At 35.0% G+C, this 25,600-nt stretch carries 30 protein-coding genes; 22 read left to right on the top strand and 8 right to left on the bottom strand.

Translation table 11 applies throughout. The features are described 5' to 3' along the window. Window positions 1-18 precede the first annotated feature (18 nt). Window positions 19-1,065 (bottom strand): FUSC family protein, encoded by a 1,047-nt coding sequence (locus BAOM_RS15165; protein WP_252282528.1) that lies wholly within the window; start codon window positions 1,063-1,065, stop codon window positions 19-21. Between the two features lie 268 nt (window positions 1,066-1,333). Here BAOM_RS15165 and BAOM_RS15160 point away from each other — a divergent pair, with 268 nt between their 5' ends. Then, entirely contained in the window at window positions 1,334-2,248 is a 915-nt protein-coding gene (locus tag BAOM_RS15160) for a DMT family transporter (protein WP_127760994.1), read from the top strand. Between the two features lie 296 nt (window positions 2,249-2,544). On the opposite strand, the gene BAOM_RS24555 is transcribed toward BAOM_RS15160, so the two are convergent. Continuing rightward, window positions 2,545-2,697: a hypothetical protein gene (locus tag BAOM_RS24555; RefSeq protein WP_164853255.1), complete on the bottom strand. Its 153-nt coding sequence runs from the start codon at window positions 2,695-2,697 to the stop codon at window positions 2,545-2,547. A 198-nt stretch (window positions 2,698-2,895) separates the two neighbouring features. Here BAOM_RS24555 and BAOM_RS15155 point away from each other — a divergent pair, with 198 nt between their 5' ends. The 12 genes from BAOM_RS15155 to BAOM_RS15100 all read left to right on the top strand — a co-directional run bounded on the left by BAOM_RS15155 (window position 2,896) and on the right by BAOM_RS15100 (window position 11,876). Then, window positions 2,896-3,546, top strand: coding sequence for a hypothetical protein (locus BAOM_RS15155; protein ID WP_127760993.1), 651 nt, complete (start codon window positions 2,896-2,898; stop codon window positions 3,544-3,546). A 204-nt stretch (window positions 3,547-3,750) separates the two neighbouring features. Beyond that, entirely contained in the window at window positions 3,751-3,930 is a 180-nt protein-coding gene (locus tag BAOM_RS15150; RefSeq protein ID WP_127760992.1) for a hypothetical protein, read from the top strand. A 58-nt stretch (window positions 3,931-3,988) separates the two neighbouring features. Beyond that, on the top strand, window positions 3,989-4,189 hold the full coding sequence (locus BAOM_RS15145) for a hypothetical protein (protein WP_252283547.1): 201 nt from the start codon (window positions 3,989-3,991) through the stop codon (window positions 4,187-4,189). 19 nt (window positions 4,190-4,208) lie between these two features. After that, window positions 4,209-4,595, top strand: a complete 387-nt coding sequence (locus BAOM_RS15140) for a hypothetical protein (protein ID WP_127760990.1) — start codon at window positions 4,209-4,211, stop codon at window positions 4,593-4,595. 299 nt (window positions 4,596-4,894) lie between these two features. Then, window positions 4,895-5,659: a 5-oxoprolinase subunit PxpA gene (gene pxpA / locus BAOM_RS15135; RefSeq protein ID WP_127760989.1), complete on the top strand. Its 765-nt coding sequence runs from the start codon at window positions 4,895-4,897 to the stop codon at window positions 5,657-5,659. Between the two features lie 96 nt (window positions 5,660-5,755). Further along, window positions 5,756-6,916: an NRAMP family divalent metal transporter gene (locus BAOM_RS15130; protein WP_127762586.1), complete on the top strand. Its 1,161-nt coding sequence runs from the start codon at window positions 5,756-5,758 to the stop codon at window positions 6,914-6,916. Window positions 6,917-6,986: 70 nt separating this feature from the next. Then, complete coding sequence (locus BAOM_RS15125; RefSeq protein WP_127760988.1) at window positions 6,987-7,778, top strand: putative hydro-lyase; 792 nt, start codon at window positions 6,987-6,989, stop codon at window positions 7,776-7,778. Between the two features lie 23 nt (window positions 7,779-7,801). Continuing rightward, window positions 7,802-8,548, top strand: coding sequence for a 5-oxoprolinase subunit PxpB (gene pxpB / locus BAOM_RS15120; RefSeq protein WP_127760987.1), 747 nt, complete (start codon window positions 7,802-7,804; stop codon window positions 8,546-8,548). Next, window positions 8,545-9,522 (top strand): 5-oxoprolinase subunit C family protein, encoded by a 978-nt coding sequence (locus BAOM_RS15115; RefSeq protein WP_127760986.1) that lies wholly within the window; start codon window positions 8,545-8,547, stop codon window positions 9,520-9,522. Before pxpB ends, BAOM_RS15115 begins: the two co-directional genes overlap by 4 nt. A 441-nt stretch (window positions 9,523-9,963) precedes the next feature. Beyond that, window positions 9,964-10,170, top strand: coding sequence for a Fur-regulated basic protein FbpA (locus tag BAOM_RS15110; protein ID WP_127760985.1), 207 nt, complete (start codon window positions 9,964-9,966; stop codon window positions 10,168-10,170). A 138-nt stretch (window positions 10,171-10,308) separates the two neighbouring features. Beyond that, window positions 10,309-10,635: a hypothetical protein gene (locus tag BAOM_RS15105; protein ID WP_127760984.1), complete on the top strand. Its 327-nt coding sequence runs from the start codon at window positions 10,309-10,311 to the stop codon at window positions 10,633-10,635. A 488-nt stretch (window positions 10,636-11,123) separates the two neighbouring features. After that, the gene (locus BAOM_RS15100; protein ID WP_127760983.1) at window positions 11,124-11,876 is read left to right on the top strand and encodes an IclR family transcriptional regulator; all 753 of its coding nucleotides are present in this window, start codon (window positions 11,124-11,126) and stop codon (window positions 11,874-11,876) included. 195 nt (window positions 11,877-12,071) lie between these two features. On the opposite strand, the gene BAOM_RS15095 is transcribed toward BAOM_RS15100, so the two are convergent. Next, window positions 12,072-12,734: a DNA alkylation repair protein gene (locus tag BAOM_RS15095; RefSeq protein ID WP_127760982.1), complete on the bottom strand. Its 663-nt coding sequence runs from the start codon at window positions 12,732-12,734 to the stop codon at window positions 12,072-12,074. Between the two features lie 280 nt (window positions 12,735-13,014). Beyond that, window positions 13,015-13,926, bottom strand: a complete 912-nt coding sequence (locus tag BAOM_RS15090; RefSeq protein ID WP_252282526.1) for a LysR family transcriptional regulator — start codon at window positions 13,924-13,926, stop codon at window positions 13,015-13,017. Window positions 13,927-14,508: 582 nt separating this feature from the next. Here BAOM_RS15090 and BAOM_RS15085 point away from each other — a divergent pair. Continuing rightward, window positions 14,509-15,102 (top strand): hypothetical protein, encoded by a 594-nt coding sequence (locus BAOM_RS15085; RefSeq protein WP_127760980.1) that lies wholly within the window; start codon window positions 14,509-14,511, stop codon window positions 15,100-15,102. 229 nt (window positions 15,103-15,331) lie between these two features. Then, window positions 15,332-15,607 (top strand): YqhV family protein, encoded by a 276-nt coding sequence (locus BAOM_RS15080; protein ID WP_127760979.1) that lies wholly within the window; start codon window positions 15,332-15,334, stop codon window positions 15,605-15,607. A gap of 157 nt (window positions 15,608-15,764) precedes the next feature. Here BAOM_RS15080 and BAOM_RS15075 read toward each other — a convergent pair whose 3' ends face one another. Beyond that, the gene (locus BAOM_RS15075) at window positions 15,765-17,438 is read right to left on the bottom strand and encodes a ribonuclease J (RefSeq protein WP_127760978.1); all 1,674 of its coding nucleotides are present in this window, start codon (window positions 17,436-17,438) and stop codon (window positions 15,765-15,767) included. 164 nt (window positions 17,439-17,602) lie between these two features. Here BAOM_RS15075 and BAOM_RS24550 point away from each other — a divergent pair, with 164 nt between their 5' ends. From BAOM_RS24550 to BAOM_RS15065, 3 genes are all read left to right on the top strand, one after another. Beyond that, window positions 17,603-17,743: a hypothetical protein gene (locus BAOM_RS24550; protein ID WP_164853254.1), complete on the top strand. Its 141-nt coding sequence runs from the start codon at window positions 17,603-17,605 to the stop codon at window positions 17,741-17,743. A 368-nt stretch (window positions 17,744-18,111) separates the two neighbouring features. Beyond that, window positions 18,112-18,639, top strand: coding sequence for a sigma-70 family RNA polymerase sigma factor (locus BAOM_RS15070; protein ID WP_127760977.1), 528 nt, complete (start codon window positions 18,112-18,114; stop codon window positions 18,637-18,639). Beyond that, a complete protein-coding gene (locus BAOM_RS15065) occupies window positions 18,632-19,354 on the top strand; it encodes a DUF3600 domain-containing protein (RefSeq protein ID WP_127760976.1) in 723 nt (240 codons plus the stop codon). The genes BAOM_RS15070 and BAOM_RS15065 overlap by 8 nt, the downstream gene beginning before the upstream one ends. 315 nt (window positions 19,355-19,669) lie before the next feature. Here BAOM_RS15065 and BAOM_RS15060 read toward each other — a convergent pair whose 3' ends face one another. Next, window positions 19,670-21,097, bottom strand: coding sequence for an IS4 family transposase (locus tag BAOM_RS15060; RefSeq protein ID WP_127762585.1), 1,428 nt, complete (start codon window positions 21,095-21,097; stop codon window positions 19,670-19,672). Window positions 21,098-21,332: 235 nt separating this feature from the next. On the opposite strand from BAOM_RS15060, the gene BAOM_RS15055 reads away from it, so the two are divergent. The 4 genes from BAOM_RS15055 to BAOM_RS15040 all read left to right on the top strand — a co-directional run bounded on the left by BAOM_RS15055 (window position 21,333) and on the right by BAOM_RS15040 (window position 23,997). Continuing rightward, window positions 21,333-21,704, top strand: coding sequence for a PadR family transcriptional regulator (locus BAOM_RS15055; protein WP_127760975.1), 372 nt, complete (start codon window positions 21,333-21,335; stop codon window positions 21,702-21,704). Continuing rightward, window positions 21,656-22,426 (top strand): VanZ family protein, encoded by a 771-nt coding sequence (locus BAOM_RS15050; RefSeq protein ID WP_127760974.1) that lies wholly within the window; start codon window positions 21,656-21,658, stop codon window positions 22,424-22,426. Before BAOM_RS15055 ends, BAOM_RS15050 begins: the two co-directional genes overlap by 49 nt. 538 nt (window positions 22,427-22,964) lie before the next feature. Then, complete coding sequence (locus BAOM_RS15045; protein ID WP_127760973.1) at window positions 22,965-23,828, top strand: SPFH domain-containing protein; 864 nt, start codon at window positions 22,965-22,967, stop codon at window positions 23,826-23,828. Window positions 23,829-23,841: 13 nt separating this feature from the next. Beyond that, window positions 23,842-23,997, top strand: coding sequence for a type II toxin-antitoxin system antitoxin (locus tag BAOM_RS15040; protein ID WP_127760972.1), 156 nt, complete (start codon window positions 23,842-23,844; stop codon window positions 23,995-23,997). A 139-nt stretch (window positions 23,998-24,136) separates the two neighbouring features. Here BAOM_RS15040 and BAOM_RS15035 read toward each other — a convergent pair whose 3' ends face one another. Together BAOM_RS15035 and BAOM_RS15030 are read right to left on the bottom strand one after the other, a co-directional pair. Then, the gene (locus BAOM_RS15035; protein ID WP_127759246.1) at window positions 24,137-25,015 is read right to left on the bottom strand and encodes an IS3 family transposase; all 879 of its coding nucleotides are present in this window, start codon (window positions 25,013-25,015) and stop codon (window positions 24,137-24,139) included. Between the two features lie 8 nt (window positions 25,016-25,023). Beyond that, a complete protein-coding gene (locus BAOM_RS15030) occupies window positions 25,024-25,314 on the bottom strand; it encodes a helix-turn-helix domain-containing protein (RefSeq protein ID WP_127759245.1) in 291 nt (96 codons plus the stop codon). Window positions 25,315-25,600 lie beyond the last annotated feature (286 nt).

Here is a 25,600-nt window from a genome sequence, read left to right as displayed (position 1 = left end):
TAATCGAGTTTTTTAAAGTTATTTTAATTTTTTTATATATTGTTCAACTAGACGATTCAACCGCTCAATTTGAAACGCATAATTATAAATGGATGAGCCGATTACAGCGAGTTGGATTTTTTGTTTATGGTCTTCGTTATAAGAATAAATAACTTTTTCTAAAAAGGAAATTGTTTGCCCCATAATATCGCCTTCAAGTTGGGGTTCATCAATTTTTATTTTTCCATCGTACTTTAATAAAAAAAGTTCATGATACTTGATTAAATGTTCTAAGTGTTGGTCAAATAACAAATTTTCTTCTGTGCTTGGTTTACTTTGAAAATAAAAGGAGTCAATATTTTCTAATACAATAAATCCTTGGTGAAGGGATTTAAGCATTTGCTTGAACACGACAATTTCGCGTAAATTCATGTTATTTAATTTTGCCATTTTTTCACGTTCTTCATCAAATAGCTTATATTGGTCTTCTAACTTTAAAATATCATTTTCTAATTGCTTTAGTTGATCTTGGAACGATTTTTCTGTCATTTCATTGGAAATAGCCGTTCGCATGAGGAGTGACATATTTTGAAAAATAGTATGAACTTTCTCTATGTAATTTTTCTTGTAATTGGGTGGAAAAATAAAAATATTCACTAATAAAGCTGATGTCATTCCAATTAAAATAATTCCAAAGCGATGCAAAGCAAAGCTCAAATCCTCATTTCCGGGTGCACTCATGATTGCGAGTACGGTAACTAATGTAAGTGAAATGGTTTCCTCCATCTTTAATTTTAAACTTATTAAAATTACGATGATCATAACAAGACCCATGGCAAACGGATCATTCCCAAGAAAATGCAAAGCAATTAGTGCGATAATGGCACCGAGGGTATTTGTTTGCACTTGGTTCCAGATATGTTTCCATGTTCGGTAAATCGATGGTTGGATTGTAAAAATGGCAGCTATTCCAGCAAACACCGCTGATTCAAGGTTAAATAAAGAACAAACATATAAAGCAAGTGTAACAGCCATTCCTGTTTTAATAACTCGTGGGCCTAACTTCACAATGCTCAAATCCTCCATTTCAGACGCACTCTTTAATCTCAATGATATGGTTTCATAAATTATCCTTTCAAATATACGGTGTAACCTCGACTTTTTCAATTCCTTTTGATAATAAGATTAATATTTCTTTCTTTTTCATTTATTGAAATAACAGTTTGCATTAAATAGTTAAGTAGATGTAAAATAATGAGCGTTTTCCTTGTTTTTACAGGAAAGTTCAATCAATATAGTATTACAAATTATATTTTTCTAAAATATTAGTAAGCTTAAAGGGGAGACGGACAAAATGATAGAACTATCACGTAAAAAAATGATTATATATATGGCATGTCTCGTTCTAATATGGGGACTATGCTGGCCGATTTACAAGTTTACGCTTTCTTATACCCCACCTCTTTTATACGCTGGGATGCGCGCTCTTATCGGGGGAGTATTATTGTCTATTTTATGTTTTCCAAAAAGAAAAAGCATAAGATGGAGTGAAAATTGGCGTATCTATTGTGTTTCTGCGTTATTCAATACTGTACTCTTCTTTGGACTTCAAACAATTGGTTTAATGTATTTACCAGGAGGCTTGTTTTCAGTCATTGTGTATTTACAACCGGTGCTTATCGGGATTTTTGCATGGATTTGGTTGGGAGAAACAATGTCCGCTATAAAAGTTATCGGTCTTGTTATTGGTTTTCTAGGTGTAGGAGCTGTAAGTATAGGCGGAATTTCTGGACAAGTTTCACTTTTAGGTCTCGCATTAGCTATGATTACTGCTATTAGCTGGACTTTGGGTGTCATTTATGTGAAAAAAGTAAGTCCTAAGGTTGACTCCTTGTGGCTAGTAGCTCTACAGTCGGTATTGGGGGGAGTGGTGCTGACCGGTATGGGATTAGGGGTTGAAAGTTGGTCAGACATTGTTTGGAATAGCACCTATGTATTTGGATTAGTTTTTGGATCAACTTTAGGCATTCCTGTTGCTTATATTCTTTACTTTAAGTTATTAAATTCTGGTGAAACTAGCAAAGTAGCTTCCAGTACGTTTCTTGTACCACTTATCGCGGTATTATTCGGGACTTCATTTTTAGGAGAGCCCTTTACACTTTCCCTTTTTGTTGGACTTATTTTAATCGCCAGCAGCATTTATTTAGTGAATCGTCCGAAGAAAAGTGAACCAGAATATAAACATACAACTCTCCAGGAAAAAATATGATCTTGAATTACATACTGGTATAAGAGTAATAAACAGAGATGAGCAAAGGTTTAGTCAAAACGAGGCTAAACCTTTGCTTTTTATTAAATTCCATCATACTTTTGCATACCTACAATAAAAAACAACGTCTTCGTTTTCGTCGTTAGTGCTCTCGGCAGCGGCGGAAAGTTATCATACAGCTAAACTGCATTTTGGCACAACTGCCAACAAAGATTGTTTTACGTAATAGCAGCAGTATGGTTTTAGGGAGAATAAATTACTTCAGTCAACTTCCATCCCACATAAGGTTTACTTTTTTAAGTCAATTTTGTTTTATTGCCATCTTTTTGTCCTACGGTTCCAGCTGGAACACGGTTAGCTTCAGATGGCATACTTTTATTAGGCTCGCCACTTATAAGGTCACTAGTAATGTTCAGGTTGTTATTAGGGGATTTTTGTCCTTTCTGCATGAGAGTTCCTCCTTTCTAATGAAAACGTTTATATTATTCCGCTAATTGTGCAGCCTTAAACAAAAAAGTTATTCCATAACCTTAACATGTTCTATAAGGGGAAGGATAAATTGCCCAAGTTTACAATTAATTAAATAGGAAGCCTCGACGTTAAAAGCTCATAATAAAGATGATTACATGAAAAGGGTGGAATCTTATATGTCTTTAGAATGGTTTGACAGAGTGTGTAGCGAATTAGAGGATAGCCTCGATTCAATTTGTGATAAGTATGATGAAAATGGTGGAATGACGATAGAACGCGGGGCAAAGCATCCGAGAATCGAGTTTTTTATTGAAAATGAAGGTGTTGAAAGAGAATATTTTTGTACGCTTTTTTTCGACCCGCATAATGAAGAATTCTATATCGAATCTTTTGAACCAGACCTTGGTCAGGCTAGTAAGGTCGTGCTAGCTGACATAGAAGATATTATTGATGCCGTTCATGAAAGCTTCCATATGTATTTGGAAGACGATAGCGTAGAAGAGGTATTTGTAGATGGGGAAGAGCATTTCTACGAATCAGATGAGGATGAAGTAGCAGAACTGTTTGAGGAAATTGATGTAGAATGGGAAACTCCTGAGGTGACTGCTTATTTTCTAGAAGATGAAGTAGAGGTGACCTATCAGTTTGGAATTGTCCAAGAAACAGGAGATGGTGTACTAAAACGAATCAACCGTATTTGGACGGACGATGAAGAGATGTTAAAAGACGAAACAAACTTTATTTTTAGTAAGGAAGAAGCAAGCACAATTATAGCGATGATTGCTAGCCATATGGACTCATTAAGCACGATGGATTATCATGATTAAACTAGAAAAGGCTGCCCCAAAAAATTTATATGTTTGGGGCGGCTGTTTAGATATTTAGTAAATAATTTTTGAAAAGCATAATCTCAATCATGTCGAGCTAGAAATGTTATTTGCAATTTCATGAAGTAGCCTTTCTTTTTGATAATACATATTTTCCACCTGTATGTAGACACTATTTCTATCCCTATATTTGGAGGTTCTAATATGGAGAAAGAACATTTAGGTACATATTATGATGAATCGAATTTAAGCATGAAAAGAAAGGCTAATGATAAAAGGTTGGATATAAGTTCAACAGGATATGGATTAGAATCTGTTTCAAACGAAACAAAAAAAGATACATTACAGGAATCAAGAAATAGAACTTCTTCTAGAGAAGAATAAGTATGTTTAAGCATCTAAAAATTTCACGGAGAAGAAGGAGGTTTTGTAGTTGCAGGATATGACTATTTATGTGAAAGAAGCAGTAAATGAACAGCCTATTCAAACATTAGAAACAATTCTTGTACAAATGAATGGTATTGAAAGAGCTTTAGTAGACATCGAGGATGGGGAAGTAAAGATTACTTACAATGAAACTCAGATTAATCAGGAAAAAATCAAACAAAGGATTCAACAGCATGGATTACATCTTTCAGAATAAAAAAACTAGGTAGGTTCATATGGATCAAAACAGGGAGAATGTAGTGGAAGTTATAAATCCCCATTTGAAACTGCGTATAAAAAAAGAAGTGGAAGGCCTACAGTTCATTAAAAACTTTCGATCTGCCACTGCGGAAGAATGGTATGTTTTCCTGCCGGGATTTAAAGACTCGCAAACGGGTGGTGCAGCAGGAAAGGTGATTATCCATTATAACTTGTACGGCAATCGGGATGTATTTATCAATACAACGATTATTTTTGATGCTAGGGAATTATATGTTTCACAGCTGCATCCACTTGTTTATGCGCTTTCCGATGAAATCGTAAATCGTCTCGTGGGTTACGCTGATACGCTGCTTTCAGTCCATGCCGGAGAGAACTCTTATCAGGCAGAGTATAAAGCCTAATATAATTGATGCTTTTAAAGAGATAAGAGAGAATTTTGAGGAGTATGTGGATCTAGTCTACTAGCTCCTTTTTCTTTTTTATTTGAAGACATTTTATGAGAAAAAGAAAGTATATGTAATGTTATATAACAAAAAAATATTGTTGAAATGAAAAACCCGTGATAAAATAAAAATGTTCCGAAAATTGATACATAAATTCCGAATTTCGGGAAAGTGATTTAATGAAAGGGAATTATTAGGTTTTATAGTAATCAACACGCTTTATTATTTGAATTTTTAATAAATGGGAGGGGTAATCTATGAATACAGTTGATTTGAATTGTGATTTAGGAGAGAGTTTTGGAGCATATCAAATTGGGAACGATGAAGAAATTTTAGATTATGTAACTTCAGTGAATGTTGCTTGTGGATTTCATGCGGGTGATCCAACTGTTATGAGAAAAACGGTACAGCTTGCTTTAGAGAAACAGGTCAAAATTGGTGCTCATCCTGGTTTACAAGATTTAATGGGTTTTGGTCGACGAAATATAAATATTTCATCACAGGAGGCTTATGATATTGTCGTTTATCAAATTGGTGCTTTAAATGGTTTTTTGCAATCAGAAGGTGGTCGTATGCAGCATGTTAAGCCGCATGGTGCATTGTACAATATGGCGGCAAGAAACAAAGATTTGTCTATGGCCATTGCTGAAGCGGTCTATAAAGTAAATCCTGAACTCGTTTTATTTGGCTTATCGGGAAGTGAATTAGTACGAGCTGGACAAGCTATTGGATTACAAACGGCTAGTGAAGTGTTCGCAGATCGAACATATCAACAAGATGGTTCATTAACTTCTCGAAATGAAAAAAATGCATTGATAGAAAATGATGATGATGCTGTTGCACAAGTTATTCGAATGGTTAAGGAAGGGAAAGTCTTGTCACAGCAGGGGACCGATGTAACTTTAAAGGCCGATACGATTTGTATTCATGGCGATGGGGCACATGCCTTAAGTTTTGCACAACATGTGAAAAAGTCTCTAGAATTATCAGAAATTACAATTAAGTCTATTTTGAAATATTAACAATCATCAGAGAGGAAGATTCTATTGGAGCAAAGAAAACAAGCACCTTCACAACAAAATCCTTCTACTAAGCCAAAAATTAACTGGACTTTATTAATGGGCGCAGCATTTCTGATGGCAACATCAGCCATTGGTCCAGGTTTTTTAACTCAAACAACCGTTTTCACTCAAAGTCTTGCAGCAAGTTTTGGATTTGTTATTCTTGTTTCCATTATTCTTGATATTTTTGCTCAAACAAATGTATGGCGAATTATTGCTGTCTCTGAGAAAAGGGGACAAGATATTGCTAACATGGTTTTTCCTGGACTAGGTTATGTTCTTGCGGCGCTTATTGTAATAGGGGGACTTGCATTTAATATCGGGAATATAGCAGGAGCTGGACTTGGTCTAAATGCGCTGTTGGGAATCTCTCCAACAACTGGAGCCCTCATTAGTGCAGTCATTGCCATATTAATTTTCGTTGTAAAAGAAGCTGGAAAAGCGATGGATCGTTTTACACAAATTGCTGGTTTTGTCATGATTGGTTTGATGATATACGTTGCTTTTACAACAGCTCCTCCAGTTGGAGAAGCTGTTGTGAAAACGTTTACACCAGATAAAATTGATATTATTGCAATCGTTACATTAGTTGGTGGAACAGTAGGTGGCTATATTACATTTGCTGGCGGACACCGTTTGCTCGATGCTGGAGTAAAAGGTGTAGGGGCATTACCTGAAGTTACGAAAAGTTCGGTAGTTGGTATTTTAATTACTTCGGTCATGCGAATTGCTTTATTTTTAGCCGTTCTTGGTGTTGTAGCTAAAGGTTTGCCAATTGATCCAGACAATCCACCTGCATCGGTGTTTCAGCTTGCTGCTGGTAATATCGGTTATAAAATATTCGGGGTTATTATGTGGTCCGCAGCCATTACATCAGTAGTAGGTGCTGCATATACGTCGGTTTCTTTTGTTAGAACATTTAGTGAAAAAATAAATCAAAAAGCAAACTGGATTATTATTGGCTTTATCGTTGTTTCAACTCTTTCTTTCGTAGTAATTGGGAAGCCTGTCAAAGTACTAATTTTAGTAGGGGCTCTTAATGGATTGATTCTTCCAATTGCTCTTGGAACACTTTTAATTGCTGCATATAAGAAGAGCATTGTTGGAGATTATAAGCATCCACTATGGTTAACAATATCAGGTATATTTGTAGTAATAGTTATGGCATTAATGGGTGGTTATACAATCGTTACTCAATTACCGCTATTATTTAAATAAGACGATTAGATTGAATAAATAAGACTGGCAGTTTTTTTAGACTGCCAGTTACTTATAGGAGAGGGATAATATGATGAATCTTGCACAAGCAACGCCGGCCGAACTTCGTGCCCTAATTCGTGATAACCAATTGATTAGACCAACTGCAGGAATGGCAAATGGGTACGCTCAAGCGAACTTAGCTATTTTGAAAAAAGAGCATGCTTTTGATTTTTTACTATTTTGTCAGCGTAATGTGAAAGCTTGTCCTCTTCTTGACGTAACGGAAATTGGTTCTCCGATTCCTAAATTTGCTGCTCCATCTGGTGATATACGTAAAGATATTCCAAAGTATCGAATTTACAAGTATGGTGAATTAGTGGAGGAAGTAACGGATATTACAGATTATTGGGAAGAGGATATGGTGGGCTTTTTAATTGGCTGTAGTTTTACCTTTGAACATGCATTATTAAATAATGATATTTCCGTTCGACATATTGAAGAGAATTGTAATGTTCCTATGTATAAAACGAACATTTCATGCGTAGAAGCAGGAATATTCCATGGGAAAATGGTTGCGAGCATGAGACCAATTCTTCAAAAAGATGTTGTAAGAGCAGCGCAAGTTACTTCTCGTTTTCCGGCTGTTCATGGTGCGCCAATTCATATTGGAGATCCTAGTGCAATTGGTGTGGCTGACATACATCAGCCTGATTTTGGGGATGCAGTAACGGTTCGTGAAGGGGAAGTACCGGTGTTTTGGGCTTGTGGGGTTACTCCTCAATCAATCGCAATGGAAACAAAACCTGCGATTATGATTACTCATGCACCAGGACATATGTTTATTACAGATATTCGTGATGAAAAACTAGGGGTTTTATAACTAATTAGAAAGAGAGGAGCTCTATGTTGGGAAAGCTTTTGAATACAACTGGTTTTACATTATCTCCATTAGGCGATTCCGCAGTAGTCGTTACATTTGGGAACGAAATAAAATATGATATTCATAAAAAAATAAAAATATTTATGGAGTTACTAGAACATGAACCGTTTGTTGGATTTGTAGAATGTGTGCCTGCTTATACTAATTTAACTGTTTTTTATGACCCTCTTGTTGTTTTTAATGAACAAAAACATAACGAAGCTGGAATCTCTCCTTATGAGGTAGTTTGTTCAAATATTAAAAAGAAGTTACAGCAGATAGAGACGAATAAAAAGATGACCCATCGAACGGTGTCCATCCCAGTATGCTATGGAGGCGAGTATGGGCCGGATTTGGAATATGTAGCTCGCTATAATCATTTAACGACTGATGAAGTTATCCGTATTCATGCAAGCGGTGAGTATTTAGTTTATATGATTGGGTTTGCACCAGGATTTCCGTTTTTGGGAGGGTTATCAGAAAAGATTGCCACGCCTAGACGTTCTTCACCAAGAACAACGATACCAGCAGGAGCTGTTGGAATTGCTGGCATGCAAACGGGAGTTTATCCTATTTCAACGCCTGGTGGATGGCAATTAATTGGACAAACTCCGCAAACACTATTTTTACCAAACGAAAATCCCCCTAGTTTATTACAAGCAGGAGATATTGTGAAATTTTACCCAATTTCTTATGAAGAGTACAAAGAAATGAAGGAGGAGAGACGGTGAGCCTACGCGTTATCAAACCGGGATTATTAACAACGATTCAAGATCTTGGCAGAAAAGGGTTTCAAAAACACGGTGTGATTGTAAGCGGGGCAATGGATACATATTCCTTACGTATTGCAAATTTGTTAGTTGGTAATCAAGAGGGAGAAGCAGTCCTTGAAGTGACACTAATGGGTCCGACTTTTAAAGTAGAAGAAGACTGTGTAATCGCGATTACAGGCGGTGATTTATCACCTACTATTGATGACCGAACGGTTCCAATGTGGAGACCTATTTATGTGAAAAAGGGAGCTATTCTTCGATTTGGACGATGTAAATCCGGCTGCCGTGCTTATTTGTCTGTTGCGGGAGGATATGCTATTTCGGAAGTGCTGGGTAGTAAAAGCACGTATTTAAGAGGCCAAATGGGAGGCTATAAAGGAAGAGCTCTACAAGTAGATGATGTTGTTCCTTTTAATGGACATTCTACTATGCTAAAGCATGAGTGGACGGAAAGTTTTCTTGCTGCAAAGTGGTTTGTTCATGCAAAAGAGTTTTTGCCGAGTCGCATCCCAGTTATTCGTTTTCTTGCTGGAAGCCAGTACGAATATTTTACAAACTCAAGTAAACTTCAGTTTGTAGACAGTTTGTTTAAAGTTTCAAGTCAATCAGATCGTATGGGATATAGAATATCAGGTCCTGCATTGGAGCTACAGCATAAACGTGACATCTTGTCTGAAGCTGTATCAAATGGTTCTATTCAAGTCCCTCCAGATGGAAATCCTATCATTCTACTTGCTGATCGCCAAACTACGGGAGGGTATCCTAAAATTGCTCAAGTGATTACGACAGATTTATCATTAATCGGGCAGTTGAAACCTGGAGAATCTATTCAATTTTCACAAGTTACATTAAAAGAAGCCGAGCAGTTGTATATTCAAAAAGAACAGAAGTTAAAACAATTGAAGGTTGCGCTATCATTGGCTTTACAGTAAAAGAAAGTACTCCAGGAGTGCTTTCTTTTTTGTAGCGCGTCCAGCGTAGGTACAGTCTATAGGGTGAACAATTATTCTTGATCTAAGAAGAGTATATCTTGAATTTGTGCACTAAATTTTAATTCGTACTTGAGCTATATGTTTAATTTTATTAAAATAAAAAAAAAGGAAGTTTTTTCGTCCACTAGAGACTTTAATTCTTGGCTATTTTCATGCTTAAGAGTTAAAGTCTTTTATATTTAGAGGAAGGAATATGCAATAAGTTTTAGTTTTCGTGGAGATAAGCTCGGTAACATGATTAAAAATAAAGAAAATGGTCGTTTTGTAGGGAAAATAGTGGTTTATTATTAAATAGTTAGTCAAAATTTTTTGTTAAAATCATACTTTTTTTATATGTTTAATAAACTTTTGGGTAATGAATTTATAAAAGGAGTGATATGTGTGGGAAATGTTCTTAGGAAAGCCGTGGAAGATAGACGAAAAAAATTAATAGATAAACTGATTGCTTTTAAAATATATAAAAAAGGTGATAAACATCTTTTTGAGTTATCACTAACAGAACTAGAAAATGAATATAGAAGTTTTCAATCACATTGTCATCCGCATAGTGATTTTGGTTCTATAAAATGGACTTGTAAAAAGTCATGATATGTAGGTAGTAATCTCGCTCGGTTATTCTAATCTTTATATGCTCTGGTTTCTTCAGAATAGATGGGAACAATAGAAAATTCCATTAAATGAGTAAATGGCAATTAATAAAGGAGAGAGACTGAAAGGGGAAGTTTTATGAACATTAGCGAGGCCCAATTATCGGTAAATGATTATTTAGATTTATACTTATATGCGGAAAGTATAAATGACCAATTGTGGAAACAAGAAATTGTAGAAAAATTACAAAATTCCCGTAATGAAATCAGAAAAGAAATCCAATCCTTTGGGTTTAAACCTCTTTTGGAAAAGTATAAACATATTAATGAAGAAATTCGCATCATTTATCAGCAGTTGCGAATTTATTCTTCTAATGAGTATTTATTGGAAGAGTTTTGGAGACTAAAACAACAGCGTGTTTTATTAGGTCTCCAGATTCAGTCGGTCAAACATCATTCTCCATAAATATAAGTCCGCGCAAAAAATCTTTGTGAGTGTATTCGGGGGGAGGAAAATCCAAAAAAGATAAAGAGAAACAAGGCTTGAAACGTCTATTAACAACTGTGTTTGTATTATAATTAATTTGATTATGTTAATCGAAATGACTTTCAAAAAATTTTGTTGAAAGTTTCTTGGGAGTAGAGAAATATTAAGGATAATAAAAAGGATGGATTTTCCCTCCTTTTTTGTTGTGCGCCCAAGCATGGTGCAGTCTATAGTGTGTGAGTGCTGAACTGTAAGTACGGTGGTGTGAGAGGTCGGAGGTTAATCTCTGACCCGATTCCTTTTATCTTCATAAGAGATGGAACTTCGCTTAATTGAAATCCAATGTTCCTCTTTTGTTTATAATGTTTTATAGTAATGGTAGAAAAAGAATAAAGTTTCTTTTATATATTACATAGTTGTAGCGGATGTTTAAATTTTTTAACACTTATCAAGAAGGGAGATATTTTATGCAAGCACATAACAAAACCGTTGTAAAATCCATGCAAATCCTCACTCTTTTCTTGAATTATCCCAAACTCACTTTTAATGAAATGATGGAACTTTCTCATATTCCGAAAACCTCTTTACATCGTATGGTGGGTTCGCTTGAAGAAATGGGATTTTTAACAAGAGATGAAGAAGGTTATTACTCACTAGGACTATTGTTCTTACAGTTTGGTCAATTAGTGGCGGAGCGTTTGGATATTCGGACAATTGCACTTCCCATTATGAAAGAACTTCGAGATGATGTTGAAGAAGCAGTGAATCTTATTATGAGAGATGCAAATGAAGCCATGTATATTGAAAAAATAGATACGTTGCAGCCTGTACGTTTATATACTTCAATTGGAAGGCGTTCGCCGCTGTATGCAGGGGATTCTCGAATTATACTCGCTTATTTGCCTGAAGAAGAGCGTGAAGCTTATATAGAAAATATAGAATTAAAACCAATTGCGATGGGGACAATAACAGATAAAAGTGTGCTTCGTCAATCATTAGAGGATGCGAGAAAAAACGGTTACACCATTACTTCATCTGAATTAGAGAATTATACAAAAGCTATAAGTGCACCAATCTTGAATAATCAAAATCAAATTGTAGCTGGTATTAGCATAGCGGGAATTGATGCACGTTATCAAGAAGACCGCTTGCCGGAATTAATTCAAAAAGTGACGAATGCAGCTAGACAAATTTCCTTAAAGTTGGGTTCTCAAATGTAAAACAGTAGAACGGGTTGGATTAATCACAAACGAGATAATTAGATGAACATTGACTAATGTACAAGAGAGTAGCCCAAAGTAATATCCCAGTCATTTTCTAAACAGAATATACTTCAAAACTGTTGAAAAATAAAGTTCAATAGTTTTGAAGTATATTATTTTTTAAAAAATCATACTGCATGTTTAGGATGTTACTTAGTATAAATATTTGCTTCCTTCTCGGATGCTTAATTTTGGAAGCTCGTGGGATTCAATAAAGGCTTTAACAGACTCAGGGTTTGTTTTTGAATATTCCCTAAGTGCCCAGCCGATTGCTTTTTGAATGAAAAACTCCTTACTTTCTTTATTTTGCACAATATAGTCGTAAAGAAGTTGTGCATCTGTCTTTTCTTTATATTTTAATTGGAAAAGGATTGCTGCTCTGTTGAGCCAAAGATGGTCTCCGTAAGCCCAGCCTTCAATCGTTTGAGGGATAACTTCTGGAAAGTTAGCCGCAATTTTTCCAATCGGTTTCGGTGCCAACACATCAACTGAATCCCACCACGATTTTGTAGTAACCAGCTTTTCAAATAATGGAAGATGATTCTTGTCTAACTTGTTGATAGACCGTTCGATATAGTCTAGAGCGGCGTACTGGTATTCCCTCTCTTCTAACTCCCATAAAACTTCAATAAAATCCGTCTGAAAACTTTCCTTTAATAGGCCGCTTTTTTGAAAAAATTCTTTCATGAGCTCCCTTCTTCTAGGTGTTTTAATACCGAGAAAAGGGAAGTGATTCTTCATATACTTTTGCATTGGAATAGCATTTTCTTTATTTCTATTTGCTTCAAATAAATGAACTAATAAATCAATCTTCATTTGTATGCTCCTTTTAGGATAACGAGAATGTTTGATGACCAAATTCTTTGTTTCTATTTTAAATGGAAAATCCATTTAGAAGAACATGAATTAAATGAATGTACAATTTGTATTTACAGGACATAGAAGAAAAAAGGTAGAATTAGAAAAATTCAGAGAGGCTGCTTAGTCTTATCTAAATTTTTTTATAGAAACGAAACCGTTGCAGAAGCAAGGCAGAAGAAAGTATATGGAGCAACGGCCTTTGCTCGGTATTCAATCGGGGAAAGGCCGTTGCATGCTAAAACTGCATATATTTTTCCTTTGTTATTTGTAAGAAGGCAATGGCTGCAGGTGGCAGTGTGGCCTCTTTTTTATAACTAATAACGACTTGGTTTTTAAAAGTTGGATTTCCGAGCGTGTAAAGGTTGGATTCTATTTTTATTTGATCACGTGTTACGACGCATTCAGGGATAATTGTAATACCCACACCTTTGTTCGCCAGTCTAAATGCATTTTCAATATTATTCGTTTCGAGAACTATATTTGGTTGAATGTTGTAGTGTTCTAAAATGTGATCCGTTAAACGACGCAATCCAAGTCCTGGTTTTAACAAAATAAATTTTTCTTTGTTTAAACAAGAAGGGTGGAAGGGTACATGCATTGGCTGCTTATGATTCTTTTCGTATAAGGCGTGCCCTGGCGGTATGACTACATATATATTTTCTTCATAAAGGCGTTCATAGACAAGCTCTGTATTTATGATCGGCAACATATTTAAGCAAATATCAATTGTATTTTGAAGAACTAATGACTCCATTTCGGCAGCGGACGCTTCTTCTAGTTCAATTTCAATTCCTGGATACTTTTTCATGAAGTGTGGAAGAAATTTATACAGCGTATGTGAAGCTAAAATAGGATTGATGCCAATTGTTAACCGCCCTTTTTTTAAATCAGAAATGGCTTCAATTTCATGTTTCATTTTCATATACGTATTTTCAATGTCTTTCATATAGGAGATGTATCGTTCACCCGCATATGTCAAAGTTAAAGGTGTCACTTGACGATTAATTAACTCTACACCGAGCCCCTTTTCGAGGTTCTTAATAAACTTACTTAAATACGGTTGCGAGATAAAAAGAGCATTTGCTGCTTGCGAAATACTCCCATATTCTACAATTGCTTGCAAATAGTCTAATGATAAATCTTTCATAATTCCTAACTCCCTAATGTTGCTATAACTTTTTAGTTATAGTAAGATGCCCAAATAAATAGTAAATATCCATTCGATTACAGACGAAAATGTGAAAGAATGCATAAATTCTATATTTAAATAAAATTAAAATATAAGATATAAGATAACTTTATGGTTATAGCAATGATAAGGAAACAAGTATTATAAAAATCGACAATTTTATAACATAATCTGAAACGTACAAAAGATTCAACTTTCGATAACACTTCACAAATTGTACAGGGAGTTTAGGGGAGTAGTATGGGTACCTTAGGCATTATTGTTGCAATCGTACAAAATTAATTAGAAATCAATTACCAAAATTAGCAGAACAAGATGATACAACAGTGGAAGAAGCGCATAATTATCACATCTTAGGTAAACAAAAGGTATCCGAGCGGGAACGCTCTGGATGCCTTTTATACTATAGAAGTAACCTATCATCGGAATTTAGACATGCACTTGAATGCTTATCGTTCTTTGCTTCTTTATTTTTGACTGGTTTCTAAAAAATTTGATAGAATGGGGGAAGTTTAAATTACATAGTAAAGGAAGAGACATTTGAAAAATTCAGTTAAAATCATCCTGGCACTTTCACTAGTTGTTGTAGTTTTTTTACTATTTATCGTTTTTAAAGGAATTAACAACTCTAATGAAAAGATTGAATCGTTAGAAATACCAAAAGAAATGAGTTATTTAAAAGATACGAAAAAACTATACGTTGTTAAGGAATACAGTGTTAAGAAAGAACGATATATTCAATACGAACAAAATTATATTGGTAAATCTCAAGAATTTAATACGTGGTTTGGTGCGGAGACCTTTTTAGAAACAGAGAATGAAGAAGGGTTATTTTATAGCAGTGACAAGGTGTTAGCTTACCCAGTAGAAAAAGGAGAAAAATGGACTGTCGATTCTTATACTTTTACTATTGAATCTGTAGATAAGACGATTACTACTCCAGCTGGTACTTTTAATGACGTAGCAGCGGTAAAAACCATTGAAAAAGGTGTAGAAGAGTACAGTGTCACATACTTTGCAAAAGGTGTCGGTCAGATTTTAAGGGAATCAGTTGATGCTAATGGTAAAAAGACTATGAGATTTGAACTGCAAGAAATTAAGGAAACAAAGTCTGAAGAGGATGCAGCTCAATAAGACGAATTTAAAAGATATAATCACAATAAAAGCGTAAATTCATATATGAATTTACGCTTTTATTGTGTGCTTAACAGGGAGTAAAATTAGAGATTATCTGCTCCTGTTAGTTTACATTTATAATGAATGACAAAGGTTTTGACATGTCAGTAGGAAATAGTACTTGTCCTGAATTCCAAACTACAGCATAGAATGATGTAGAAAGGAATCTTTATCCAAGGAGGGTACTATGTTTACAGTAATTGAAAAAGCGGTACTGATTATGGGAACATTACGATTTCTTTCCGCAAGTATTGAAATGGTTGCGGCAATGCTTATATTTAAATTGAATGATATTGAAAAAGCGTTAATCATTAATAGCTCATTAGCTATGGTAGGACCTATCATTTTAGTTGTAACAACAACCGTTGGATTAATAGGTGTTGCTGAAAAACTATCCTTGTTTAAAATATCGTGTATTTTTTTAGGGGTCGTATTAATTCTTGTTGGAATAAAAAGTAGATGATGGTGAGGTCGTTAGTTTCAGTTTGTTTTCTGAAAAAACATCGTCTTGCTTGCTTTCTACATAATGAAGAGGCATCGCTTCCTTAATTTTTTACCTATCCATTTTATGTATCCAATACATAAAATGGATAGGTAGCTGTAATGACAGCCAGTTCTTATTAAACTTCGATAATAATCGGAAGAATCATCGGCTTTTTCTTTGTTTGACTATATACATATTGTCCAACGGCTTTTTTAATACTTTGTTTCATTACATTCCATTGATATCTATTCGCTTCTTGTAAGTCGTTAACAGTTGTTTTAACAAGTCGATTCACTTCTCTTAGAAGTTCCTCAGAATCTCGTGCATAGACAAAGCCGCGGGAAATGGTGTCAGGGCCAGAAATGATTTTTCTTTCCATTTTACTAAGAGTAACTACAATGACTAGCATGCCATCCTCAGAAAGCTGTTTACGATCTCGTAACACGATATTCCCAACGTCACCAACACCTACACCGTCTACATAAATATTCCCAGAAGGTATCTTTCGAGTTTGACGAGCAACTTGGTTGTTAATGTCAATGACATCACCATTATTAATGATAAATGTATTTCCTTGCTTCACGCCAACTGATTCAGCTAATAAACGGTGATGATGCAGCATCCTAAACTCGCCATGAATTGGAATGAAATATTTAGGTTTCATTAGCGTAAGCATCAGCTTTAATTCTTCTTGATAGGCATGTCCAGAAACGTGCATGCCTGTTACACTTCCTGATCCGTAAATCACGTTAGCCCCTAATTGATATAAGTTGTCTACAATACGCGAAACACTTCGTTCATTTCCCGGTATCGGACCTGCCGCTATAATAACTGTATCCTGAGGTAGAATGTCTACATCTCGATAATTTGAGCTAGATAGACGGGAAAGGGCGGCCATCGGCTCCCCTTGGCTTCCTGTGCATAGGATAGCTACCTTTTCAGGAGCCATTTCGTTTATTTGCTGCGCTTCAATTAGCATCCCATCAGGAACTTGTAAATAACCACGTTCCATCGCGACAGAGACGACATTCACCATTGTTCGACCAAGCAATGCAAGCTTTCGATTTGTCTTTTGTGCAGCATCTACTACTTGTTGAAGGCGATTAACATTAGAAGCAAAAGTAGAAATAATGACTTTCCGCTCGGCTTTCCGGAAGGCTTCTTCAATATGGCCGCCTACAAGTTGCTCCGATGGAGAAGACCCAGGGCGTTCAGCATTCGTACTTTCGGATAATAGAACTAACACACCTTGTTTGCCGATGTCAGCCATTTTATGAATATCCGTATACTGATTATTCACAGGAGTTAAATCGAATTTGAAGTCCCCAGTATGGACGACGACTCCTTCCGGTGTATGGAAGACAATGCCTAGACAATCGGGGATACTATGGCTAGTTCTAAAAAAGCTTACACCGGTCTGCCCAAAATCAAAATGTGAATCTTCATCAATTTGAATCAATTTGCTATCTCGCAGCAGTCCATGTTCTTTTAATTTTAATTCAATTAAACCAAGTGTAAAGCGTGTAGCATAGATGGGTACATTTAATTCTTTTAGGAAGTAAGGGATTCCCCCTATATGATCTTCATGTCCATGTGTAACAATTAACGCTTGAATTTTATCCTTATTCTCTTGTAAATAAGTAATATCAGGGATGATTAAATCGATGCCTAATAAATCTTCATTTGGAAATTTAGAACCGCAATCAATGATAAAGAGATCGTTTTCATATTGAATCACATACATATTCTTACCAATTTCATTTACGCCCCCTAAGGCGAAAATAGATAATGCATTCTCTTGCATAGTCATATTTATATCCTCCTACTTTCAATCGTTATTCTTACTATTTCCTTTTACAATTCTTTTATAAATGACAGTGGATATAATTTATGAAAGCTACGCAAGCTATGGCTAACTTCCATATTGCAGCACTAAATAGGAAAGCATGAAAGACAAGGAGAGTGACAGGTTGAATGAAGGAAATACATCAAACAAGATATTGTGAAACTTGTGAAAAGGAAACAGAACATGTCGTAAGAGAAGATGCAACGGAAATAAGTTATATGTGTAATGAATGTCACCATGAACAAGAGATTATTAAAAACTTTTTTTAGCAATCATTTAGGGACAAGACGCCTCTTTTGCAACTACATATTTATACATGATTACCCCTATCTAATAGTTAAAGTAGGGTGATAATAAAATTGTTTAATTTACAATAAAGTCATTTAAAAAATAATAAAGTTGTTTAAAGAAATGTGAGTCATTCTATTCAACAAACGGGCCATTTTCTTGAATAAGGGAAGGAATTATTAGAAAGTGAATAGAAGCTTTAAGTTATTTAATTAACGTTGCAGTTAAAGAATAATGTTATTAAACAAGGATATTTGTCCTTGTTTTTTTTGTTAAAAAAAATAAAAAAATTTAAGCCAAATGAAGAGTAAGTTTGTCTAATAAATGTAAGCAAAAAAAGAGAGGGTGAATGACCATTATACGTTTAGTAAAAAAAGCTCAAAGAGGAAATGACAAGGCCTTTTTAAAGCTTTTCCAACAATGTGAAGAAGATATTTATCGAATGGCTTATGTATATGTGAAAAATAAAGATGATGCTTTAGATGTAGTCCAAGAAGTGGCATATCAGTCATTTAAAAAGATAGATACCTTGAAAAAACCGGAGTATTTTAAAACATGGTTGATGAAAATTGCGATGAACTGTGCAATCAATTTAGTTAAAAAGAATAAAAAAGTGGTTCTACTAAATCCAGAATTTGAAGAATTCGTCGGTTCAGATGATGAAGACATTCCTCTTTCATTATCATTACAAGAGTTAATGGATACTTTGCAAGAGGATGAAAAAAGCGTTATTTTAATGAAGTTTTATAACGACAATACATTAAAAGAAATATCTGAAGCACTAGAAATACCTCTTGGAACTGCTAAATCAATATTATATCGAGCATTAGATAAACTTCGTAAAAATTATAAAAAGGAGGCTGGTTATTATGAATAATAATTTAAAACAAGAGTTAGCTAAAATAGAAATTCCAATTGAACTTCACGAAAAAAGTAAAATAGGTGTAAAAAAAGCAAAATCAGAAATGGAAAATAAGATAAAGAGGCACGTAAGAAAACGTTTAGTCTCAGCTATTTTAGCAGCAGCATTGCTAATTCCGACTAGTGCTTTTGCTTATCAATCCATTTTGGCAGATGGATTGTATGGATCATTTGAGAATCTCAAAAAACATGTAGCAAGCTTAACTATGGATGGTTATATGACTTTTAATGCAAAATTATTGCAAGCAAAAGGAGAATTAGGAGAAAAAGAATATGAGAAATTTAAAGAGTCTTTGCATGTAATTACTGATGCTAAATTGAAGTATGGAGACAAGTATGGGAATACTGATTTTGATCAAGTGCCTTCTAAACAAAAAGCTGAGATTAAAAAAGCCTCGATGGAATTACAACCTTATTTTGATAAATTAAACGGATATGCATCAAGTCAAGAAATCTTAGATTCTAGAGAATATGAACTGTACATTGAAGCTCTCATGACATACGAAAAAGTGTTAGCACAGGGGAAAGTAGATACAAGTAAAGGTCCCGTAGAGGTAGAAAAGCTTCCTAAAGAACTTCAGGGGGAATTTCAAAAAGCAAAGGATTTTATAGAATATGTAAGCAACAAGCAGCAAACAATAAAAGAACAAGAACACACTTTTCATAAATAGATATCACAAACGCTGAGCAACACAATATTAGTAAAAATGGATCTTCGATTGGAGATCCTTTTACTGATTATTTAATTAAAACCCCACTTGTTCAATTTCTAATAGGGCTCGTTTTAAAGTATTATCGTTGCAGAAAAAGCAATATTTATTTTTCAGTAGTGCTTAACGTTGTAAATCCGCATTTTCCTGATTAGACCCCATGCCCATCAAGTTAACAAAGTAAATTTCTAGATACGAAGTGATCCTTGTTTCAAAACGAGCGAGTGATAGAAAAGTAGGCATGCCAAAGAAGCCTATTAAAATGTGATTTTTTCGCTAGGCAGCTTGTCTATGCTTCACTGTCGTTTCATACACAACCCCTAGAATATCAAAGACGGTCATCTTCTTATACCGATGACATTTACGACCGTTCTTTTTTAGCAGCTGATAAAGGCGATGCAGAATGTTCAAAAGTTCTTCTGTGCCAGCTGCTATCGCTTGAAACAGTAACAGAAAGTAATCTTTAATCATATAAATCGCTTTGTATTCACTCAGCTCCTGCTTTTTCTTTTCAAGCAGAAGCTGTCGCATTTGAAACATCGTAGAAGAACAGAGGAGAATGCCAATGAGTTGTCCATATAAATGGCACTCTAGGCGTTCTCTTTTGATATTCTTACATTCGTCAATTTCAAAGAGTGACTTCCATGTTTTAAACAAAATCTCAATCTGCCAACGAAGTGAATATAAGGAATGCACGTAGTTCGTCGGTACTTCTTCTAACGACGTGTTCGTGATATATACATTTATGCCCATTAAACGTTTACTTTTATCCTTCATGACAATGCCTTTCTTCTTTTCACGTATCGCTTGGTTTTTCATGCGTGTTTGCGTTTGATCGTCGGTTAAACGATGGATAATGGCACGTGCTGGAAGCTTCTGATTTTGACCAATGTATGTCTCGGGGACTTCCAGCGTTTCACCAGGGGTTAGATCAGACATCATTTGTGTCATATCAAGCTGGATGTATTCAGTTTGCTTTTTTAACGTGCCGTTGTTAAAGTATTCTGGCTTGGGATTCTTGACATAAATGCGTGTATTCAGCTTCAATCGGGAGATATAGTAAGCCTCTTTATCATGAATGGCTTGTAAGTCTCCTAAATCGAAGTAGCCAAGGTCACGTAAACATAAATCGCCCGCCTCTACATTTTCAAGGCAGAGGGTACCGTATGTTTTATCATTATTCTTACCTGGTCCAAGCTGCACGTTGAGAAATTGACCACTCAATAAATTATATTCCAATTGGATCTTCACCCCTGCCGTGTTACTACTCCCTCCTGAACCCTGATAGTCAGTGGCGAAATTAGGTAGTTGAAACACTGTCGCATCTAAAATACGAATCCGATTGAAAGTAGAAATCATGTATGCAGGAAGCGATTGATTAGAACAGAGTTTTTGCGTGAGAAGAGAGGTAAAAACTTCTCGAAGAAATGCGACAGCTGCCGGATTAAAGCGTTGATTCAATCCTTCAGGGCTCATCAGTACTCCAGTGGAAGTTTCTAAACGACTGCACAATTGTACAAGTGACGTGCTAGCGATTTCCTGACTGAGCCATACGCAAAGGGCAAGGAGTTCGTTTGCTTGATATTTGCTGGATCGCCGTACAAAGCCGACTCGTTTGGCGATGTCTTGTAGGACTACTGAAGATAAAAGGGATTGTAGCTCTTGTGCAAAAAGATTCAGTTCATTTGAAATGATAGAATTCATCAAAAACGCCATCCTTTCTCGTAAACTTCTTACGATAAGCATAGCGTTTTTTCATTTTGAGGGTATGATTTTAACTTCGCTTGATGAATATGGGATAGGTTCCCTTACATCAAGGGTAGTAACTTTTAATTTGATTAAACTTTATGAAAAGCTAGATCATGAGTGAACAAAAAAATTTTAACTATCACCTTGTAATACGATGTAGTCAAATATTTAATAAGAGCGAGGTGAGTTTATGGATAAGGAGATTATGAAAGGAAGTATTGATATTTTACTTCTTTCCATTGTGAATACAAGGGACATGTACGGATATGAGATGGTAAAAACATTAAAAGAAAATAGTAATGAACTTTATAATATGAGCGAAGGTACCTTATATCCTGCTTTGAAAAGATTAGAAAACAAGAACTGGCTCCAGTCATATTGGAACAATCCTGAAGCTGGTGCTAGAAGAAAATACTACCGTATTACAGATGACGGTAAAAAAGAGTTGGAGAGAAAGTTACAAGAGTGGAAAAAAGTAAATAACTTAATAAAAGTATGTTCGGAGGGTATGGCTTGGATAAAAACATTGAAACCTATGTTAAACAAATTGTTAGTGAACTAAATTGTAGTGAGAAAGAAAAAAGTGAAATAGCTGAAGAAATGAAAGATCATCTACATTTATTAAAAAGTGAGTACATAGAGCAAGGTTTTTCAGATGGAGAAGCTACGCAAAAAGCATTACAAAGCTTTGGCGATAGAAAAAATATAAAAGAAGGATTTCAATATTCTTTATTTCCATATTACAAAATTTTCAAAGTAGGAACATGGGTATTATTTGGTTTATATTCTTTTATCTTACTCTGGAATTTAATATTCATAAGAATTTTAGACCGAATCATTAATTCTAGTAATCCTAATTATTTTAACCGATACTTTTGGTTCCCAGAAGACTCCAATAAGTTTTTTGATATAGAAGTATGGAAACTTAATTCCAACATTATCCCGTTCCAAAATACTTATGAATATATGGTTGGTTCTGATAGATTTAACTTGGATATTATACTTCATAATACATTAGGAAATATCCTGATTTTTGTGCCTTTAGGCATTTTTCTACCTATTTTATTTAAAAAATATAAGACATTCTCGAAAGTTTGTATAAGCAGTATCCTTATTACTACTACAATTGAAGTTTTACAATTTTCCCTTCAAATTGGTCAGTTTGACATAGACGATATAATTTTAAATACGACGGGAGGTATAATGGGTTATTTTATTTTGAAATCTATAACAAAAATCCTGAACTTCACCAAGTGGAATGTGTTTCAAAAAACGACAAGTTAATTATTAATCGGTTTTTACGATCTTTAAGGAGTATAACCACACGCCCCTCAAGTTAAAGTTCAATAGCTCCCCCAAAACAATAAAACAAGCTTTATTGTAAGAACCAAGCTTATTTTATCATTTTGGGGGTAATTGTTTTTCTTAGCTTGATGGCTATGTGATTAGACCCCTTATTCAACAAACGGGCGCTTTTCTTTAATAAGGAAGTGCTTTTTTCATTATAGGGCCATTTAATGAAGCAAAACCATTATATAAAACTGGGTAATTAGGTTGAAATATGGCGGACTTTGTAAAACATTGAACTTAAACTAAACGAACGGTCAGGTTTTTTTTAGTTTTGTACTTCAAAAACGGATCCGTCACGCTTACAAGCGGTCTTTAATTATAAAAAAATACGTTTTTGACTGCTCGCTACTTTAAAGTGCTTTTCTTCAATAAAAATTACTGAAAAATAAACAAAAAATATATTTACTTTTTTAAAAAATCTCCGTATGATGATATAAAAGTGATATCACTTTTATATCATGGAGGGGTTAGTATGAAGGAAAAATCAATTTTTAAAATGAATGGTTATGCAGCACTTGTCATTGCACTAGTGTGTATTGTTGGTGGAGCTTTCTTAGTAATCAACGCCCTATCGGTCGGAGGAAAAGTAGGCGGGCTCGTGGTTTTCATTCTAGGCCTAATTATTGCCACAAGTTTAACCATAGTGCAGCCAAACCAAGCAAAAGTATTGACGTTCTTTGGTACGTATATTGGTGTCATTCGGGACCAGGGATTGTGGGCAACGATTCCTTTCACTTTCAAACGAAGAGTATCGTTGCGTGTGACGAACTTTACGAGTGAACGGCTAAAGGTAAATGATTTAGAAGGAAATCCAATTGAAATCGCTGCAGTGGTGGTTTATAAAGTAAATGATTCAGCTAAAGCATTGTTTGATGTTGAAAACTATGAAAAATTCATTCAAATTCAAAGTGAGACAGGGATTCGTCATATTGCAAGCAGATATGCCTATGATTCGTACGAACATGGGGGCGAAAACACACTAACTCTAAGGCAAAATAGTGATGAAATTGCAGAGGTTCTTGTTCTTGATTTACAAAAGAGACTGGATGTTGCCGGTGTCGATGTTATTGAAGCCCGGATTATGCATCTTGCCTATTCTTCAGAAATTGCCGCTGCCATGCTTCAAAGACAACAAGCGAATGCCGTTTTATCTGCTCGTAAAGTGATTGTCGACGGGGCAGTGGGGCTTGTAAAAGCAGCGATCGTTCAGCTTCAAGAACAAGAAATTGTCGATCTGGATGAAGAGAAAAAAGCACAGATGGTTAATAACCTGATGGTTGCGATTGTTTCTGAGAAAGGAACACAGCCTATTATCAATACAGGAAGTATCTATTAAGGTTGTGTCGTAAATGAGTAAACGAAAAGCATTTCCACTGCGGATCGATCCAAAACTTTATGAAGTCCTGGAAAAATGGGCGCAGGATGAACTGAGAAGTGTGAATGCCCAAATCGAGGTCATCTTAAAAGAAGCGGCAAAAAAAGCGGGAAGAATCAAAAAAGAATAACATCTGTTGTCAGGCACCTGCTTTCTAAATATCTATTACTTGTGAATAAGGTGTAAAATTTTATTAATCTTCCGTAATCGGGCGCTTATCCTTGAACTGATCTGACCCCTGTCAAGTAGACATAAAAAAATAAGCGCAGTTAAGAAGCCTGACTTCTATATTCGATAGGAGTCAGGTTGTTTAGCTTGGTTTGAAACCTTTCGTGGTTATAAAAGTGAATGTAGTCTTTAATAGCCCTTCTAACCTCTTGTGAAGTTTTAAAAGTATGCAGGTTAAAACATTCTGTTTTTAAATGACTAAAGAAATTTTCCATACTAGCGTTATCCCAACAGTTGCCCTTTCTAGACATACTAGCTTTCATTTTATTTCTTGTGAGTAGCTGATTATAGTTATGGGAAGTGTATTGGTATCCTTGATCACTATGGAGAAGGAGTCCCTTTACATTCCTTCCTTTTATGGCTTTTTTAAGAGTATCCAAGACTAGTTTATAATCATTACGTCTACTAATTTGGTACGCAACAACTTCGTTATTATATAGGTCTTTGATGGCAGACAAGTATAGTTTCTGTCCATTGAAAATGAGGTACGTAATATCCGTTACCCACTTTTCATTAGGGCGAGAAGCGTAAAAGGATCTATTTAAATAATTATTCGAGATAAGATAAGGTTCTTTCTTACCGTAATAAATTCGTTTCTTCCTGATAATTGCTTTAATACCTAGCTCACTTAGTAACCGTTGAACTTTTTTGTGATTAATATGAATATCATAGGTCCTCTTTAACCAAATTTGTATTCTTCTATAGCCATAGATGCCCTTATATTTCTGATGACATTCTATTATTTTCTGCTTTAGCTTCTCATCCTCTATCTGCTTTTCCGAAGGTAATGCTTTACGCTTTATCCACTTGTAGTATCCACTTCTTGATACTTTAGCTAGATGACAAAGTAGCTGTATAGAGTGAGCTTGTTTAGATAAATCATTAATGATTGGAAATAGAATACTAGGTTTTAGATTCATTCCTCCTTTCACATCTTTAAAAGCTTTTTTAATAGTTCATTCTCAGCTTCTAATCGCTTTATTTTCTGTTGGGTATTTTCAAAGGTAGATGAAGAGACTCTACTAGACCCACTTTTTCTGCCACGTTTTTCTCTAAGACCAACCATCCCATCTTCACTAAACTGTTTAACCCATCGTTGTATGTTTTTTCGATGAGTGTTTAATTCTCTGGAAACGGCTGCATAATTCTTCTTTTGATGAAATAAATCCACTGCTTTTTTCTTGAATGATATATCATAAGTCTCTGCTTTTTTCTCCATAAAAAATACCCCCTTAATAATAGACAGATTAATGCGCTTTTTAAAACGTGTCTACTATAAGGGGAGCATACCAGAACAAGGGTAAGCGCCTATTTTTCATTATAGGGCCATTTAATAGAGTAACGCTTATAAAAAAGAACAGTGGCAGGATAATGCCATTTCATGGAGCAAAATAAGAAATTAGAGTAGAGAATTACAAATTTATTTTAGTAAAGAGAACTGTAAACTTGAAATATAGAAAGATTGAACAAAACGGTATGCCAAAATAAAAATAATCACAGAAATA

The organism is Peribacillus asahii, assembly GCF_004006295.1.
Classification (GTDB): Bacteria; Bacillota; Bacilli; order Bacillales; family DSM-1321; genus Peribacillus; species Peribacillus asahii_A.
The sequence above is the reverse complement of the archived record's forward strand: the minus strand, read 5'-3'. Positions and strand labels throughout refer to the sequence as shown.